Genomic DNA, 16,941 nt, shown 5'->3' with positions numbered 1-16,941 from the left:
CGGGTGGAAGTGGGGCAGCACCGAGGAACCGACAGTCGAGGATTCAGGGGATCGCGTGCGACGTCGTGGCGATCATCCCACTTTAGCTCGGACGACCCTCGTCACCTCGGAGAGCACGCCGTCGCCGAGCACGACGACCTCGGGCGGGGAGAGCTTGAAGCGACGGATCTGCTTGGCCGCGGCCTCGATCTCCTTCTCGGCGTTGATGCCCTTCAGCAGGACGAGCTCGCCGCCCGGTCGCAGCAGCGGTGCCGTCAACGGAATCAGCTTCGAGAGAGCACTGACCGCGCGCGCCGTGACCTGATCCAGCGGCTCCGCCAGCCGGACCTCCTCGGCGCGGGCCCGCAGAACCGAGACATTCTCGAGTTCGAGCGCGTCGACCTGCTCCTGCAGCCACAGCACCCGGCGCTCCATCGGCTCGATCAGCACGAACCGGACGTCCGGCCGTACGATGCCCAGCACGACGCCGGGGAGGCCGGCACCACTGCCGACATCACCCACGAGCCCCGGACGCAGGAGAGGGGCCACCAGGGCGCTGTTGAGCACGTGCCGCGTCCACAGGCGCGGGAGCTCCAGCGGACCGATGAGGCCCCGCTCCTCCCCCTCGCGGGCGAGCGCCTCCGTGAAGCGCCGCAGGACGGGCAGTCGCTCACCGGCGATCGCGGCGGCGGCAGCGGGCTCCGGCTCGAGGGTCGGCTCCACAGCGCTCAGCCGCGGGTGATGACGGTGTGGCGCTCGCGGGCCTCGCCGCGCGACTCCGACACGAAACCGCGCTCGCCGACCATGTCGTGGACGAGCTTGCGCTCGTAGGACGACATCGGGGGCAGCGACGCCGACGTCGCGCCCTCCTCGATGCGCTCGATCGCACGGTCGACCAGCTGGGCCAGCTCGGCCTCGCGGGCGTCCCGGGAACCACCGATGTCGAGGATGAGCCGCGAGAAGCCGCCCGTCCTCGTCTGCACCGCGAGGCGCGTGAGCTCCTGCAGCGCCTGGACCGCGTCCGGGCGGGAGAGCACGCGCAGGTTGGTGTCGCCGGAGGCCGTGACCGACAGGTAGGCGCGGCCGTTGCGGACCTCGATGTCGATGTCGCCGTCGAGGTCGCAGATGTCGAGGAACTCCTCGATGTAGTCCGCGGCGACGTCGCCCTCCTCCTCGAGCTGCGACAGCGTCGGCGCGGCACCGCCGTCGGTGGAGGACGCCCGCGGAGCGAGCTCCTCGTCGGCCGGAGCCTGCGCGTCCGGGGCCGCCGGAGCACCGGTGAACATCTGCGTCGAATCGGTCATTCTGGGGGCCTACTTCTTTCCGGCTTGCTTCTTGGAGCGGTTCTTGCTGACGGGCTGAGCGCGCTGCACGACCTTCTTCTCGACGAGCGTGACGGTGCCGGCGTCGGTCGTCTCCTCGACGAGCTTGCCCTTGCGGCGCAGGCGCTCCTCGCGCGCCTTCGCGGCCTCGCTGCCGGGGGTCGGCATGTTCCGGATGACGATGAACTGCTGGACCATCGTCCAGATGTTCGAGGTCAGCCAGTAGAACATGACGCCGAGGGGGAAGGCGAAGCCCGAGAAGGCGAAGACGAGCGGGAGGATGTAGAGCAGGATCCGCTGCTGCTTGAACGTCGGCGAGGCCTTGGCCTCGGGCGACATGTTCTTCGAGACGATCTGCAGCTGGGTGATGAACTGCGAGGCGGTCATCAGGACCACCATGACGACGGCGATGACGACGACGAGCTCCTGGCCGCCCTCCGCGAGCGCACCCTGGATCGACTGGTGCAGCGGGGCGATGCCGAAGAGGTTGGCCTCACCGAACTGGCGGGCGAGGACGTCGTCCAGCGGACCGACGCCGCGCTGGCTGTGCTGCGCCGAGTTCAGCACGGAGAACAGGCTGAAGAAGATCGGCATCTGGATCAGCAGCGGGAGGCACGAGGCGAGCGGGTTGGTGCCCGTCTTCTTGTAGAGCTCCATGGTCTCGCGGGACATCGCCTCGCGGGACAGCTGGTCGCGCTTGCCCTTGTACTTGTCCTGGATCTTCTTGAGCTGCGGCGCCACCTCCATCATGCGGCGCTGGCTCTTGATCTGCTTGACGAAGATCGGGATGAGCGCGGCGCGGATGACGAGGACCAGCCCCACGATCGACAGCACCCAGGTGATGCCTGCCGCCGCGTCGAGGCCGGTGAAGGTCAGCAGCTGGTGGAAGGCGACGAGGAGCAGCTCGACCACCCACTTGAGGGGCCAGAGAATCGTGCCGAGGAGGTCCATGGGAGGGGGTCAGTCCTTTCGAGGGCCCGCGACGAACCCGAGACGCGTCACGGCGAAGCGGGTCCGGCCGGGAGCCGGTCGGTGCAGGGGGATCGAGGTCGGCACGTCGTCGACCCCGCCGGCCGCCCACGGGTGGCAGCGGAGGAGTCGGCGGGCGCCGAGGACGGACCCGAGGACGAGCCCGTGGAGCTGGACCGCCTGGAGTGCGTAGGAGGAGCACGACGGGTAGTAGCGGCAGACGTCGCCGTACAGCGGCGAGATCACCGCCCGGTACACGACGAGCAGCAGGATGCCGATGTTGCGCGGCAGCAGGAGGAGGAACCAGCCCAGGCGGGCGGTCCAGGAGGCCGCGGGCGACGATCCGGGAGCGGTGACGACCGGTGCGGCCGTGGACGGAGCGGCCGTCACCGGAGCGCCTCGCCCGCGCGGACGGCGCGCGCACGGGTGACGGCGGCGACCACGTCCTGCCGCAGCGCGGACCACGGAGCGTCGGCGCTGCCGGGCAGCGCCCGGACGACCACGTCGGTCCCGGACTCCAGCTGCGGCACGAGCTCGAAGGCGACGGCTTTGAGCCGGCGCCGCACGGTGTTCCGCTTCACGGCCGTCCCGACCGTCTTGGCCACGATGAAGCCGAACCGCACCGGTGCGTCGCCGGAGGACCTCCGGACATACGTGACGGTGTGCGGTCCCGTGGACCGCACACCGCGACGGACGACTGCCCGGTACTCGCCACCGAGGACGATGCGATGGGCTCTGGCCAGCACCGCTGGACGGAATCGCTAGGCGCTACGCCGAGAGCTCGGTGCGGCCCTTGGCGCGGCGAGCGCTCAGGATGCCGCGACCGGCGCGCGTGCGCATGCGCAGACGGAAGCCGTGCACCTTGGCGCGACGACGGTTGTTCGGCTGGAAGGTTCGCTTGCTCATAGTCAGATCTCCACGTACGGGTTCCGCGGTGCGAGCGGGGCTCCACGCCGGTGGCGGGGGCTCCGGTTCGTCCGGGAAGAGGGGGTGCCCGGGTGCCGATCGGCCCGATCCCCGAGGACCGTGCTCCCGACGCCGGGCAGGCGTCAACTGACTTAAACTACGTCCTCCGCCGCCACCGGTCAAATGTGCGCCGGGCGAAACCTCGATTCTGCACACGGGACGCGGTGTTCCGCGCATTGACACGCGGGTGTCGCTGTGGTGGATTTGTCTCCCGTCGGCTCCGTTGGCTACGGTGTTGAGCCGCAGTTATCCACAGGCGCGAACCGCCCCCTCCCGCGTGATCGCGGGGATCGGGCGAGGCCTGTGGAAGCGCCTGTGCAGGGATCGGGCCCCGGATCTCCGCTGGAACCGAGGGCCCGCCGTGACGGACGACAGCCCGAGGCGGCGGCCAGGATTTCGAGAGCGACCGAGGACCGGAGACAGATGCCTGACGACACGTCGATGATCGACGCGTGGAACGTGATCCGCGGCGAGCTGTCGCGGGACGAGCGCATCACCGCGCCGATGTACGGCTTCGTCTCGCTGGTGGAGCCCAAGGGCATCATGGCGGGCACCTTCTACCTCGAGGTCCCGAACGAGTTCACCCGCGGGATGCTCGAGCACCGGGTCCGCGTGCCGCTGCTCAGCGCGATCGGCGCCCTCGACGACTCCTTCGGCGTCTCGACCTTCGCCTTCGTGGTGAACCCCGACATCGAGCACGAGCCGATGAGCTCCCCCTCGTCAGACTCGCTGAACCCCTTCGAGCCGGTGACCGGCTCCTCCGCCACGGTCGCCCCGCCGGTCCGCGTCGTCGAGGAGCTGCGCACCGTGCCGGCGACCGACACCCGGCTGAACCCGAAGTACAGCTTCGACAACTTCGTCATCGGCGGCTCCAACCGCTTCGCGCACGCCGCCGCGGTCGCCGTGGCCGAGGCGCCGGCGAAGGCGTACAACCCGCTCTTCGTCTACGGCGACTCGGGCCTCGGCAAGACCCACCTCCTGCACGCCATCGGCCACTACGCGATGAGCCTCTACCCGGGCATCCGCGTGCGGTACGTGTCGAGCGAGGAGTTCACCAACGACTTCATCAACTCGATCGCGAACAACCGCGGCAACGCGTTCCACGGCCGGTACCGCAATGTCGACATCCTCCTGATCGACGACATCCAGTTCCTGCAGGGGAAGGCGGAGACGCAGGAGGCGTTCTTCCACACCTTCAACCAGCTGCACGACCACAACAAGCAGGTCGTGATCACCTCGGACCTGCCGCCGAAGGCGCTGACCGGCTTCGAGGACCGCATGCGCTCGCGGTTCGAGTGGGGCCTGATCACCGACGTGCAGGCGCCCGACCTCGAGACCCGCATTGCGATCCTCCGCAAGAAGGCCGTCAGCGAGAAGCTGCTCGTCCCGGACGACATCCTCGAGTTCATGGCGTCGAAGGTGTCCAGCAACATCCGCGAGCTGGAGGGGACGCTGATCCGCGTCACCGCGTTCGCGAGCCTCAACCGAACCCCGGTGGACATGGCGCTGGTGCAGACGGTCCTGAAGGACCTGATCACGCTCGACGAGGACAACGTCATCTCGCCGGTCGACATCATCAATCACACCGCGGACTACTTCAAGCTCACGGTCGACGACCTCTACGGCTCGTCGCGCTCGCAGGCCGTGGCCACCGCCCGTCAGATCGCGATGTACCTCTGCCGCGAGCTGACCAACCTCTCGCTGCCCAAGATCGGCCAGCTGTTCGGCAACCGCGACCACACCACGGTCATGTACGCCAACAAGAAGATCTCGGAGCTCATGAAGGAGCGCCGCAGCATCTACAACCAGGTCACCGAGCTGACCACCCGCATCAAGACCAACCGCTGACCCCCGGGCCGCCGGCTGCTCCCTCTCTCTCTGGTCGAGCAGCCGCGGCCGCATGCCGGCCGAGCAGCCGCACAGCGGCCCCCACTTGCCGGTCGAGCAGCCGAGCAGCGGCCCTTCCATGCTGGTCGAGCAGCCGAGCAGCGGCCCTTCCATGCTGGTCGAGCAGCCGAGCTGCGGCCCTTCCATGCCGGCCGAGCAGCCGAGCAGCGGCCCTTCCATGCTGGTCGAGTAGCCGCGCAGCGGCGTATCGAGACCCACCCCTCCCGGTGACGCCGTCTCCCACCACGCCCCCTCGCCTCCCCGCCACGCCCGCCGTCGTTCGCCACATCGAACGATTCCGGTCGATTTCCACACGTGTGAGCAACCTGTGGATAACTGTGGACAACCACCCTCGACCTGTGCGCTCCGAGCACCCGCCTGTGCACTCCGGATGACCCGGTCGAATCCCTCCACAGGCCGTCCACGACCGCGCTCACACTCCGTCCACAGTTCGACCCCCTCCGCATCGCAGTCGTGAGTAGGGGTCCCGGACGTTTTCCACAGTTTCCACACGTGTTAACACTGTTAACGCAGTTCTCTCTTTAATCAGGGGCGGAACGGCAACCTCTCCACAGGGCTCGGCTGCGCCGGGAGGGCGCCGTGCTTCCGGGCACGTCGAAGCTGACGAGTACGATGGGCGTCGGTCTTCGTCCACGACTCGTCAGGGGTGTTCTCGTGAGGTTCCAAGCCAACCGCGATGTCTTCAGCGAGGCGGTGTCGTTCGCGGTCAAGCTGCTGCCGCAGCGCACGACCCTGCCGATCCTCTCGGGCATCCTCATCGAGGCGACCGCCGAGGGCCTCACGCTCTCCTCGTTCGACTACGAGGTCTCCGCGCAGACGCAGATCGCCGCGGACGTCGAGGAGATCGGCACGGTCCTCGTCTCCGGCCGCCTGCTCGCCGACATCGCCAACCGCCTCCCCAACGCCCCGGTGCGCGTCGCGACGGAGGAGTCGCGCGTCTCGGTCTCGGCCGGCTCCGCGCACTTCACGCTCCTGCAGATGCCCGTGGAGGAGTACCCGAGCATCCCCGAGATCGACGCCTCCACCGGCCTCGTCCCCGCCGACGCGTTCTCCGCCGCGATCTCGCAGGTCGCCGTCGCCGCCTCCCGCGACGACGTCACCCCCGTGATCACCGGCGTGCAGCTCGAGATCACCGAGAACACCATCGGCCTCGTCGCCACCGACCGCTACCGCGTCGCCGTCCGCGAGATCGACTGGGACAACGGCGACAACGCCGCTCCCAGCCAGCCGCTGACCGCGCTGGTCCCCGCGCGCACCCTGCAGGAGGTCGGCAAGACCTTCAGCCACTCCGGCACCGTCTCGGTCGCGATCACCCAGCGCGACGAGCGCGAGCTGATCGCCTTCACCGCCGATCGCAAGACCGTCACGTCGCTCCTGATCAAGGGCAACTTCCCGCCCGTGAAGCGCCTCTTCCCCGCCTCGGTCGAGAACTACGCCGTGATGGCGACGAGCGACCTCATCGAGGCCACCCGCCGCGTCTCGCTCGTCCTCGAGCGCGAGGCCGCCCTTCGCTTCAGCTTCAGCAGCGACGGGCTCACCCTCGAGGCCATCGGCTCCGAGCAGGCGCAGGCGTCCGAGAGCATCGACGCCATCGTCACCGGCGTCGACGTCGTGGTGTCGCTGAAGCCGCAGTTCCTGCTCGACGGCCTCGCCGCCGTGCACTCGGAGTTCGTGCGCATCGCGTTCACGAAGACCGAGAACCCCAACAAGCCCGGACCGGTCCTGATCACGGCTCAGACCTCGCGCGAGCAGCCCGGGAGCGACAGCTACCGCTACCTGCTCCAGCCGAACCTGCTCCTGCGCTGACCGCTCCTCCCCGATCGCAGCGCCGCGACCGCCCTGCTCCCGACGAGCACCCGCCCGCCGGACATCGAATCCCAGGAAGGTTCACCATGCACATCGGACTCGTCGGACTCGGCAAGATGGGCGACAACATGCGCTCCCGCCTGCGGGAGAAGGGCGTCGAGGTCACCGGCTACGACCGCAACCCGGACGTCTCGGACGCCGCCTCGCTCGACGAGATGATCGCCGCCCTCCCCGCGCCGCGCATCGTCTGGGTCATGGTCCCGGCCGGCGCCATCACGGACGCCGTCGTCACCGACCTGTCCGAGAAGCTCAGCGAGGGCGACCTGGTCATCGACGGCGGCAACTCCCGCTTCACCGAGGACTTCAAGCACGACGCGCTGCTCAAGCCCAAGGGCGTCCACTACATCGACGCCGGTGTCTCCGGCGGGGTCTGGGGCCTCGAGAACGGCTACGGCCTGATGGTCGGCGGCCCCAAGGAGCTCGTCGAGTACGCGATGCCCGTCTTCGACGCGCTGCGCCCCGAGGGCCCCCGTGAGGAGGGCTTCGTCCACGTCGGCGAGGTCGGCGCGGGCCACTACGCGAAGATGGTGCACAACGGCATCGAGTACGCGCTGATGCAGGCGTTCGCCGAGGGCTACGAGCTCCTCGACACCCGCAAGGACATCATCAAGGACGTCACCGGCACCTTCAAGGCGTGGCAGCGCGGCACGGTCGTCCGCTCCTGGCTCCTCGAGCTGCTCGTCCGCGCACTCGAGCAGGACCCGGAGTTCGAGCACATCGAGGGCTACGTCCAGGACTCCGGCGAGGGCCGCTGGACGATCGAGGAGGCCATCAACAACGCCGTCCCCGTCCCCACGATCAGCGCCTCGATCTTCGCGCGGTTCGTCTCCCGCCAGGAGGACTCCCCCGCCATGAAGGCGGTCGCGGCGCTCCGCAACCAGTTCGGCGGGCACTCCGTCAAAGCGGTCGACTGAGTCGACCGGTTCGGACTGCCTGCGGCAGTCCTCACGGCGGTCGGCTTCTCGAAGCTGTGGCGTCATGCAGAGCCGGTCGCGGACGGCGACCTGCGGCCCGCCGCCACCGTGAGGCAGGGATGCTCTCACGGCGGCGGCGGCGCCTTCGGCCGCCTGCACCTTGCACTGGGAGCGCGGCCGCTTCTGCTGTGCTCGGTGGGAGAGGCGCGTCCTTCGGACGACGCGGTGGCTTGCTGGGTCGCGTCCTGCGGACGGCGGGGTTCCATGCTGGGTCGCGTCCTGCGGACGGCGGGGTTCCATGCTGGGTCGCGTCCTGCGGACGGCGGAGTTCCATGCTGGTCGAGTAGCCGCGCAGCGGCGTATCGAGACCCCGCGCCCGGCGCAGGAGCATCGGGCAGAGTGGACACGGAGGAGGTGAGCGCGTGCAGGTGACGCAGCTGGCGTTGAGCGACTTCCGCAACTACGCCTCCGTGGACGTCGCGCTCGCGCCGGGCCCGAACCTCTTCGTCGGGCGCAACGGCCAGGGCAAGACGAACCTGGTCGAGTCGCTCGGCTACCTCTCCACGCTCGGCTCGCACCGGGTGTCCACCGATCAGGCGCTGATCCGCGCGGGTCGGGACAGTGCGGTGATCCGCGCACGGCTGCGCAACGGCGACCGCGACCTGCTCGCCGAGGTGCAGATCAACCGCTCCTCCGCCAACCGCGCGCAGATCAACCGCGGCGGCATCAAGCCGCGCGAGCTGCCCCGCTTCTTCTCGAGCGTCCTCTTCGCGCCGGAGGACCTCCTCCTCATCCGCGGCGACCCGTCCGCGCGCCGCCGCTTCCTCGATCAGCTGATCGTCCTCCGCTCCCCGCGGATGAGCGCGGTGCAGGCGGACTACGAGCGGGTGCTCCGCCAGCGCAACTCGCTCCTCAAGTCCGCGCGGGCGAGCGGCGTCCGCGATCCTGCGAAGCTCGGGACGCTCGACATCTGGGACGAGCGCCTCGTCGCCCTCGGCACCGAGATCATCCAGTCGCGGCTGACCCTGGTCGACGAGCTGAGCGGCCCGGTCCGAGCCGCGTACGAGGCGGTCGCCGGAGCGGACCAGCGCCCGGTGCTGCGCTCGCGCCTGAGCATCGAGGGAGCGGTCGACGACGACGACGAGCCCGTCGCGACGGCCGAGGCCTCCGCGGCGCCGGCGGAGCTGGCCGCGACCTTCTCCGCGGCCCTGCTCTCCGTGCGCCGACGCGAGCTCGACCGCGGGATCTCGCTGGTCGGGCCGCACCGCGACGACGTCCAGTTCGAGCTCAACGACCTCCCGGCGAAGGGCTACGCCAGCCACGGCGAGAGCTGGTCGTTCGCTCTGGCGCTCAAGCTCGGCGCGGCCGAGCTGCTCCGGCGCGACTCCCCCATGGGCGACCCCGTGCTGATGCTCGACGACGTCTTCGCCGAGCTCGACGCCCGCCGCCGCGAGCGGCTCGCCGCCGTGGTCGCCGACTACGAGCAGGTGCTGATCACGGCCGCCGTCTTCGACGACGTGCCCGCGGCGCTGGCGGCGCACACGGTCCGGATCGAGGCGGGCCGCATCGTCGAGTCCGACGCGGTCGTGGTCCCGGAGACGCCCCTGACCGCACCGGTCGAGACCGCGTCCGCTCCGGCGGAGCCCGCCGACACGGATGCGTCCCCCGCGCCGGACGACAGCGCGGACGACGCTCCGGTGCCCGACCGTGGCTGACTCCCCCCGCCGCGGCGCGCCCTCCCCCGCGCCCGACTCCGAGGCCGCCCGCGTCTACCAGCACCTCAAGGAGGTCTTCGGCGGCGACGCCCCCCGCCGGGTGCGCAAGACCGTCGACCGGGCCGAGCCCAAGGGCGACGCCGCCCCGTTCGGCGGGGGCCGCGATCCGCACGACCTCGGCGACGTGCTCTCCTCTCTCACGGTGAAGCTCGGCTGGACCGCTCCCCTCGCCCAGGGCGACCTGATGTCGTCCTGGACCGCGATCGCCGGCGAGGAGACGGCGAAGCACTCCACTCCGGTCGGCGTGGTGGACGGCGTGCTCACGGTGGCGTGCGAGTCGACGGCCTGGTCGACCCAGCTGCGTCTGATGCGGATCGAGATCATGAACCACATCGCGGTGAACCACCCGGACGCGGGGATCACCGCGATCCGTTTCCAGGGGCCCGACGTCCCGAACTGGAAAAAGGGCCCCAGGTCGATTCCAGGGCGTGGTCCGCGCGATACCTACGGCTGAGGACGCATTTTCGGTCGACCCCGGAGAAATCGTTCGTCAGATCGCCACTGAGCGCCGCGCGACCGGCCGCCGCGCGATAGAATGGAGGGCCGCCGAACCGCAGCGTCGACCCCGTGCGCGAGATCTCCAGATCCGCCTGCGCGCCGCGACGGACCGTCAGAGGAGAACTCCACAGCTATGACACCCGAGCCGACCGACTCCACGTCAGCCCCCGCAGCGAACGACCTGGACGCGAACGGCTCCACCGGCCCCTCCGCTGCCTCCGCTCCGGCCGAGGCCGCCCCGTCGGAGGCCGCGCACTCCGCCGGCATGTCGACGAAGTCCTCCGGCGACTACGGCGCGAACCAGATCCAGGTCCTCGAGGGCCTCGAGGCGGTCCGCAAGCGCCCCGGCATGTACATCGGCTCGACGGGCCCGCGCGGTCTGCACCACCTGGTCTACGAGATCGTCGACAACGCCGTCGACGAGGCGCTCGCGGGCTACTGCGACAACATCGAGGTCGTCATGCGCGCCGACGGCGGCCTGACCGTCGTCGACAACGGCCGCGGCATCCCGGTCGACATGCACCCCACCGAGGGCATCTCCACCGTCGAGCTCGTCCTGACCGTGCTGCACGCCGGCGGCAAGTTCGGCGGCGGCGGCTACGCGGTCTCCGGCGGTCTGCACGGCGTCGGCTCGTCCGTCGTCAACGCGCTCTCCACCCGGCTCGAGGTCGAGGTGAAGCGCCAGGGCGCCTCCTACAGCATGACCTTCGCCAATGGAGTGCCGGAGGCGCCGCTCGCGAAGGGCGGGCCGAGCGCCGAGACCGGCACCACCATCACCTTCTGGCCGAACGCCGAGATCTTCGAGACCGTCGAGTTCGACTACGAGACCCTCCGCGCCCGGTTCCAGCAGATGGCGTTCCTCAACAAGGGCCTCCGCATCGCGCTGACCGACGAGAAGGAGATCGAGTTCGACGGCGAGGGGGAGAACGAGACCTCCGGCCCGCGCAGCGACGTCTTCCTCTACGAGAAGGGCCTCGTCGACTACGTCGAGTACATCAACTCGCTGAAGAAGTCCGATCTCGTGCACTCCGAGATCATCGACTTCGAGTCCGAGGACACCGAGCGCCGCATCTCCCTCGAGGTCGCGATGCAGTGGACGACGGCGTACACCGAGAGCGTGCACACCTACGCGAACACGATCAACACGCACGAGGGCGGCACGCACGAGGAGGGGTTCCGGGCGGCGCTGACGACGCTCGTCAACAAGTACGCGCGCGCGAACAACCTGCTCAAGGACAAGGACGAGAACCTCTCGGGCGACGACATCCGCGAGGGCCTCACCGCCGTCGTGTCGATCAAGCTCGGCGAGCCGCAGTTCGAGGGCCAGACCAAGACCAAGCTCGGCAACACCGAGGCCAAGGCGTTCGTGCAGCGGGTCGCCGGCGAGCAGCTCGCGGACTGGTTCGACCGCAACCCCAACCAGGCCAAGGACATCATCCGGAAGGCGATCCAGGCCGCCTCCGCGCGGATGGCCGCCCGCAAGGCGCGGGAGACCGCGCGTCGCAAGGGGCTGCTCGAGGGCGGCGGCATGCCGGGCAAGCTCAAGGACTGCCAGTCGAAGGACCCGTCGATCTCCGAGATCTTCATCGTCGAGGGCGACTCGGCCGGCGGCTCCGCCGTCCAGGGCCGGAACCCCGAGACCCAGGCGATCCTCCCCCTCCGCGGCAAGATCCTCAACGTCGAGAAGGCCCGCCTCGACCGCGCCCTGGGCAACAACGAGGTCCAGGCGATGATCACGGCCTTCGGAGCCGGCATCGGCGAGGACTTCAACCCCGACAAGGCGCGGTACCACAAGATCATCCTGATGGCCGACGCCGATGTCGACGGCCAGCACATCACGACGCTGCTGCTGACCCTGCTGTTCCGCTACATGCGCCCGCTGATCGACCTCGGCTACGTCTACCTCGCGCAGCCGCCGCTCTACCGCCTCAAGTGGTCGAACTCGCCGCACGAGTACGTCTACAGCGACCGCGAGCGCGACGCGCTGATCGCGCACGGTGCAGCGTCGAACAAGCGCATGCCCAAGGAGAACGGGATCCAGCGCTACAAGGGTCTCGGCGAGATGGACTACAAGGAGCTGTGGGAGACCACGATGGACCCCGCCACGCGGACCCTCCTCCAGGTCACCCTCGACGACGCGGCCGCCGCCGACGAGATCTTCTCGACCCTGATGGGCGAGGACGTCGAGTCGCGCCGCTCCTTCATTCAAAAAAACGCCAAGGACGTGAGGTTTCTCGACATCTGATCGGTTATCGCGCCGCGATAACCGACAGATGTCGAGGTCGAGTAGGCCGCAGGCCGTATCGAGACCCGCGCGCCACCAAGCGCCACCTCGCACCACCGCATCACAAGAACTGAACTGACACCCAGCGCGACCCGCCCCCGTCACGACCCGGGGCCCGGACCCACCTGAGAAGACAGAGATCATGGCAGACGAATCAGACACCCCCACCGGACCGGACGACGGCGAGGACATCGTCACCGAGACCGGTGTCGTGATCCACGGGCACGACAAGATCGAGCCGGTCGACCTGCAGCTCGAGATGCAGCGCTCCTACCTCGACTACGCGATGAGCGTCATCGTGGGCCGCGCGCTGCCCGAGGTGCGCGACGGCCTGAAGCCTGTGCACCGCCGCGTGATCTACGCGATGTACGACGGCGGCTACCGCCCCGACAAGGCGTTCTCCAAGTGCTCCCGCGTCGTCGGCGACGTGATGGGCCAGTTCCACCCGCACGGCGACTCGGCGATCTACGACGCCCTCGTCCGCCTCGTCCAGCCGTGGAGCCTCCGCTACCCGCTGGCGCTCGGCCAGGGCAACTTCGGCTCCCCCGGCAACGACGGCGCCGCGGCCCCCCGCTACACCGAGACCAAGATGGCCCCGCTGGCCCTCGAGATGGTCCGCGACATCGACAAGAACACCGTCGACTTCCAGGACAACTACGACGGCCGCACCCGCGAGCCGGCGATCCTGCCCGCGCGCTTCCCCAACCTGCTGGTCAACGGCTCGGTCGGCATCGCGGTGGGCATGGCCACCAACATCCCGCCGCACAACCTCCGCGAGGTCGCCGCCGGCGCGAAGTGGGCGCTGGAGAACCCGGAGGCGTCGCGCGAGGAGCTGCTCGAGGCGCTGCTGCAGCGCATCAAGGGCCCCGACTTCCCCACCGGCGCGCAGATCCTCGGCGTCCGCGGCATCCAGGACGCGTACCGCACGGGCCGCGGCTCGATCACGATGCGCGCCGTCGTCTCGATCGAGGAGATCCAGGGCCGCACCTGCCTCGTGGTCACCGAGCTGCCGTACCAGGTGAACCCGGACAACCTCGCGATCAAGATCGCCGAGCTGGTCAAGGACGGCCGCGTCTCCGGCATCGCCGACATCCGCGACGAGACCTCGGGCCGCACCGGCCAGCGCCTCGTCGTCGTGCTCAAGCGCGACGCGGTCGCGAAGGTCGTGCTGAACAACCTCTACAAGCACACCCCGCTGCAGGAGAACTTCGGCGCGAACATGCTCGCGATCGTCGACGGCATCCCGCGCACGCTCTCGCTCGACGGCTTCATCCGCGCGTGGGTCGACCACCAGGTCGAGGTCATCGTCCGCCGCACCCAGTACCTGCTCGACGAGGCCGAGGCGCGGATCCACATCCTGCGCGGCTACCTCAAAGCGCTCGACGCGCTCGACGAGGTCATCGCCCTCATCCGCCGCTCCCCCACAGTGGAGGAGGCCCGCGACGGCCTGATGGAGCTCCTCGACATCGACGAGGTGCAGTCGCGCGCCATCCTCGACATGCAGCTGCGCCGGCTCGCCGCCCTCGAGCGCCAGAAGATCATCGACGAGCACGACCGGATCCAGGCCGAGATCGAGGACTACAAGTCGATCCTCGCGAGCCCGGAGCGCCAGCGGACGATCATCTCGGACGAGCTCGACGAGATCGTCGACCGTTTCGGCGACGACCGCCGCACCGAGATCCTCTTCGGCTTCGACGGCGACATGAGCGTCGAGGACCTGATTCCCGAGGAGGAGATGGTCGTCACCGTCACCCGCGGCGGCTACCTCAAGCGCACCCGGAGCGACTCGTACCGCGCCCAGCACCGCGGCGGCCGCGGCGTGCGCGGCGCCCAGCTCAAGGCCGACGACATCGTCGAGCACTTCTTCGTCACGACGACGCACCACTGGCTGCTGTTCTTCACGAACACCGGCCGCGTGTACCGCGCCAAGACGTACGAGCTGCAGGAGGTGAGCCGCGACGCGAAGGGCCAGCACATCGCGAACCTCCTCGCGCTGGAGCCCGGCGAGCAGATCGCGCAGATCCTCGACATCCGCGACTACGAGGCGGCCCGCTACCTCGTCCTCGCCACCCGCGACGGCCTCGTCAAGAAGACGGCGCTGATGGAGTACGACACCAACCGCTCCGGCGGCATCATCGCGATCAAGCTCCGCGAGGGCGACGAGCTCGTCTCCGCGCTCCTGGTCGACGAGGACAGCGACGTGCTGCTCGTCTCCCGCAAGGGCATGTCGATCCGCTTCACCGCCTCGGACCAGGCGCTGCGCCCGATGGGCCGCTCCACCTCCGGAGTGATGGGCATGTCGTTCCGCGGCGACGACCGACTGCTGGACGCCAACGTCGTCAGCGACGAGGGCTACGTCTTCGTCGTGACCGAGGGCGGCTACGCGAAGCGCACCGCAGTCGACCAGTACCGGCTCCAGGGCCGCGGCGGTCTGGGCATCAAGGTGGCCAAGCTCGAGGAGAAGCGCGGCGACCTGGTCGGCGCCATCATCACGGGGGAGGACGACGAGGTGCTCGTCGTCCTCGCCAGTGGCAAGGTGGTACGCTCTGCCGTGGCCGAGGTACCGGCCAAGGGTCGCGACACCATGGGAGTCGTCTTCGCACGATTCGCAGACGACGACCGCATCATCGCACTCGCCAAGAACACCGAACGCAATCTCGACGCCCAGGACGAGGATCCCGACGCCGCGGCGTCGGCCGAGTCCGACGTGGTGTCGGAGGAGGATGAGTCCGTCGATGAGTAGCACGGTCGCCGAGAAGCTCGCCAAGAAGTCCGCGAAGAGCCCGGCGGCGAAGCAGGTCAGACTCAAGCTGGTGTACGTCGACTTCTGGTCGGCCGTCAAGCTGTCGTTCCTGCTCGGTCTGACGCTGGCGATCATCACGATCGTCGTCGTCTACCTCGTCTACACGGTGCTCGCGCAGACCGGCGTCTTCGACGAGGTCAACGGCCTCGTCCAGGACATCGCCGGCGCGGAGGCGTTCGACCTCAACACGATCATCTCGCTGCCCCAGATCATGGGCTTCGCGGTCGTCGTCGCAGTGCTGAACACCATCGTCACCACCGCGCTCGGGGCGATCGTGGCGCTGCTGTACAACCTCAGCGTCAAGATCACCGGCGGCCTGCTGGTCGGCTTCACCAACCAGTAGGGCGGAGCGGCCGATTGGGATTCTGACCCGGTGTCGGGTAGAGTCACATCTGGCCATTTCGGGGGTATAGCTCAGGCGGTTAGAGCGCTTCACTGATAATGAAGAGGTCCCAGGTTCAAGTCCTGGTACCCCCACGTGCCGAACGGCCCGACATCGCGAGGTGTCGGGCCGTTCCACTCTCGCCGGCGTTCCGCCGCCGGTCCGGGGCCTTAGCTCAGTTGGTAGAGCGCCTGCTTTGCAAGCAGGATGTCAGGAGTTCGAATCTCCTAGGCTCCACACTCGAACCCCTCCGCCGGTTCTCCTCACCCGCTGTGCGTGCCGTACCGCGGTCGGCGTGCTCTGGCGGCGAACTCGTCGAGGGCCGCCAGGACCTCCACGGCCTCGAACGATCGGTTCCTGCGTCCCGCTCGCGACTGGGTGAGGACTCCGGCGTCGACGAGCTTCTGCACGGCAGCATCCGCTGTCGGGAAGCTCACCCCGAGCTCGGCGGTGACGAGCGCGATCGTGACCACGGGCTGACGGAGCAGCAGCTGCCGCAGTGCATGCACCGAGGAGTCGCTCCGCGCGCGGATGCCGACGTCCCACCGCGCTCCTATCGCCGCGATGTCCGCGGCGAGTCGCCGTCCGTTCTGCACGGCGGCGAAGGCGGCGTCGGCGAGTGTCTCGATGACCGGGCGGACATCCCCGGAGCGGTAGGCGGTCAGCGCGTCGAAGTAGCGCTTCATGTCGCCGAGCAGCCCGGCGGAGACGGGGACGGTGACGTTCTCCGTGACGCCGGCAGCGCGGAGCATGCCCTGGACGAGCGCGCGACCTGTCCTGCCGTTGCCGTCCGGGAAGGGATGGACGGTCTCGAACTGCGCATGCGCGATGGCCACCTGCGCGAGGACGGGGACGTCGACCCGGCGCGCGAACTCCATGACATCGAGCATCAGCGCCGGGACGCGCTCGTGATGCGGAGGAACGAAGAGCGCTCCGTGCGGGGACACCCCGCCTCCGCCGATCCACACCTGCTGGTCGCGCCAGTGCCCGACGATGTCGGGGACCGTGCTCTCCAGCAGGACGCGATGCGTGGTGAGCACGGCATCGGTGTCCAGCTCGTCGGACAGCGCGATCGCCGCTTCCGTCGCGGCGACGTTACGGACGACCAGCTGAGCGTTCGTCGACGTGGAATCGCCGAGCTCGGCGAGCGCGACCTGCTTGGCACTCGCGGTGAGCTGCTCGACCTCGGAGCTCGATGCGCTCTCGGTCCGCAGCAGGATGGAGGCGAAGGGCGCGGTGAGGGTGCCGACCTGAGCATCGGGCTACGAGCAACTC

15 protein-coding genes and 2 tRNA genes are annotated in these 16,941 nt (G+C 69.1%); 10 read left to right on the top strand and 7 right to left on the bottom strand.

Features of this window, described 5'->3' with window-relative positions:
- Window positions 1-72: 72 nt before the first annotated feature.
- The 6 genes from rsmG to rpmH all read right to left on the bottom strand — a co-directional run bounded on the left by rsmG (window position 73) and on the right by rpmH (window position 3,176).
- Window positions 73-702, bottom strand: coding sequence for a 16S rRNA (guanine(527)-N(7))-methyltransferase RsmG (gene rsmG, locus MT350_RS09505; RefSeq protein WP_243599417.1), 630 nt, complete (start codon window positions 700-702; stop codon window positions 73-75).
- A 5-nt stretch (window positions 703-707) separates the two neighbouring features.
- Window positions 708-1,283, bottom strand: a complete 576-nt coding sequence (locus MT350_RS09500) for a R3H domain-containing nucleic acid-binding protein (protein ID WP_243615825.1) — start codon at window positions 1,281-1,283, stop codon at window positions 708-710.
- A gap of 9 nt (window positions 1,284-1,292) precedes the next feature.
- Window positions 1,293-2,252: a membrane protein insertase YidC gene (gene yidC, locus MT350_RS09495; protein WP_123447263.1), complete on the bottom strand. Its 960-nt coding sequence runs from the start codon at window positions 2,250-2,252 to the stop codon at window positions 1,293-1,295.
- A 9-nt stretch (window positions 2,253-2,261) separates the two neighbouring features.
- A complete protein-coding gene (gene yidD, locus MT350_RS09490) occupies window positions 2,262-2,582 on the bottom strand; it encodes a membrane protein insertion efficiency factor YidD (protein ID WP_132437452.1) in 321 nt (106 codons plus the stop codon).
- A gap of 74 nt (window positions 2,583-2,656) precedes the next feature.
- Window positions 2,657-3,016, bottom strand: coding sequence for a ribonuclease P protein component (gene rnpA, locus MT350_RS09485; protein ID WP_308197470.1), 360 nt, complete (start codon window positions 3,014-3,016; stop codon window positions 2,657-2,659).
- Between the two features lie 22 nt (window positions 3,017-3,038).
- Window positions 3,039-3,176 (bottom strand): 50S ribosomal protein L34, encoded by a 138-nt coding sequence (rpmH, locus tag MT350_RS09480; protein WP_055784512.1) that lies wholly within the window; start codon window positions 3,174-3,176, stop codon window positions 3,039-3,041.
- 483 nt (window positions 3,177-3,659) lie between these two features.
- On the opposite strand from rpmH, the gene dnaA reads away from it, so the two are divergent.
- The 10 genes from dnaA to MT350_RS09430 all read left to right on the top strand — a co-directional run bounded on the left by dnaA (window position 3,660) and on the right by MT350_RS09430 (window position 15,903).
- Window positions 3,660-5,084 (top strand): chromosomal replication initiator protein DnaA, encoded by a 1,425-nt coding sequence (gene dnaA / locus MT350_RS09475; protein ID WP_123447261.1) that lies wholly within the window; start codon window positions 3,660-3,662, stop codon window positions 5,082-5,084.
- A 714-nt stretch (window positions 5,085-5,798) separates the two neighbouring features.
- Window positions 5,799-6,950, top strand: coding sequence for a DNA polymerase III subunit beta (gene dnaN, locus MT350_RS09470; RefSeq protein ID WP_243615823.1), 1,152 nt, complete (start codon window positions 5,799-5,801; stop codon window positions 6,948-6,950).
- Window positions 6,951-7,036: 86 nt separating this feature from the next.
- Window positions 7,037-7,924, top strand: a complete 888-nt coding sequence (gene gnd, locus MT350_RS09465; protein ID WP_123736150.1) for a phosphogluconate dehydrogenase (NAD(+)-dependent, decarboxylating) — start codon at window positions 7,037-7,039, stop codon at window positions 7,922-7,924.
- Between the two features lie 422 nt (window positions 7,925-8,346).
- Entirely contained in the window at window positions 8,347-9,639 is a 1,293-nt protein-coding gene (gene recF / locus MT350_RS09460; protein ID WP_243615822.1) for a DNA replication/repair protein RecF, read from the top strand.
- Window positions 9,632-10,153, top strand: a complete 522-nt coding sequence (locus tag MT350_RS09455) for a DUF721 domain-containing protein (RefSeq protein ID WP_123447257.1) — start codon at window positions 9,632-9,634, stop codon at window positions 10,151-10,153. Before recF ends, MT350_RS09455 begins: the two co-directional genes overlap by 8 nt.
- Window positions 10,154-10,462: 309 nt before the next feature.
- On the top strand, window positions 10,463-12,442 hold the full coding sequence (gene gyrB / locus MT350_RS09450; RefSeq protein ID WP_243615939.1) for a DNA topoisomerase (ATP-hydrolyzing) subunit B: 1,980 nt from the start codon (window positions 10,463-10,465) through the stop codon (window positions 12,440-12,442).
- Between the two features lie 181 nt (window positions 12,443-12,623).
- Entirely contained in the window at window positions 12,624-15,224 is a 2,601-nt protein-coding gene (gyrA, locus tag MT350_RS09445) for a DNA gyrase subunit A (RefSeq protein ID WP_243615821.1), read from the top strand.
- Window positions 15,217-15,627, top strand: a complete 411-nt coding sequence (locus MT350_RS09440; RefSeq protein WP_123447255.1) for a DUF3566 domain-containing protein — start codon at window positions 15,217-15,219, stop codon at window positions 15,625-15,627. Before gyrA ends, MT350_RS09440 begins: the two co-directional genes overlap by 8 nt.
- 60 nt (window positions 15,628-15,687) lie before the next feature.
- Window positions 15,688-15,761, top strand: a tRNA-Ile gene (locus MT350_RS09435).
- Window positions 15,762-15,830: 69 nt separating this feature from the next.
- Window positions 15,831-15,903: transfer RNA gene (locus MT350_RS09430), tRNA-Ala, on the top strand.
- 26 nt (window positions 15,904-15,929) lie between these two features.
- Here the strand turns inward: MT350_RS09430 and MT350_RS09425 are convergent.
- Window positions 15,930-16,721: a Fic family protein gene (locus MT350_RS09425; protein ID WP_279396378.1), complete on the bottom strand. Its 792-nt coding sequence runs from the start codon at window positions 16,719-16,721 to the stop codon at window positions 15,930-15,932.
- Window positions 16,722-16,941: the final 220 nt, after the last annotated feature.

It is taken from the genome of Rathayibacter sp. VKM Ac-2928, from assembly GCF_022815545.1.
Taxonomy (GTDB): Bacteria; Actinomycetota; Actinomycetes; order Actinomycetales; family Microbacteriaceae; genus Rathayibacter; species Rathayibacter festucae.
This window is presented reverse-complemented; position numbering and strand designations above follow the sequence as displayed.

Excerpts from the sequence above, each read along its gene's own strand:
- MT350_RS09500 (WP_243615825.1), bottom strand. The coding sequence starts at position 1,283 with ATGACCGATTCGACGCAGATGTTCACCGGTGCTCCGGCGGCCCCGGAC.
- yidC (WP_123447263.1), bottom strand. The coding sequence starts at position 2,252 with ATGGACCTCCTCGGCACGATTCTCTGGCCCCTCAAGTGGGTGGTCGAG.
- rpmH (WP_055784512.1), bottom strand. The coding sequence starts at position 3,176 with ATGAGCAAGCGAACCTTCCAGCCGAACAACCGTCGTCGCGCCAAGGTG.
- dnaA (WP_123447261.1), top strand. The coding sequence starts at position 3,660 with ATGCCTGACGACACGTCGATGATCGACGCGTGGAACGTGATCCGCGGC.
- gnd (WP_123736150.1), top strand. The coding sequence starts at position 7,037 with ATGCACATCGGACTCGTCGGACTCGGCAAGATGGGCGACAACATGCGC.
- gyrB (WP_243615939.1), top strand. The coding sequence starts at position 10,463 with ATGTCGACGAAGTCCTCCGGCGACTACGGCGCGAACCAGATCCAGGTC.
- gyrA (WP_243615821.1), top strand. The coding sequence starts at position 12,624 with ATGGCAGACGAATCAGACACCCCCACCGGACCGGACGACGGCGAGGAC.
- MT350_RS09440 (WP_123447255.1), top strand. The coding sequence starts at position 15,217 with ATGAGTAGCACGGTCGCCGAGAAGCTCGCCAAGAAGTCCGCGAAGAGC.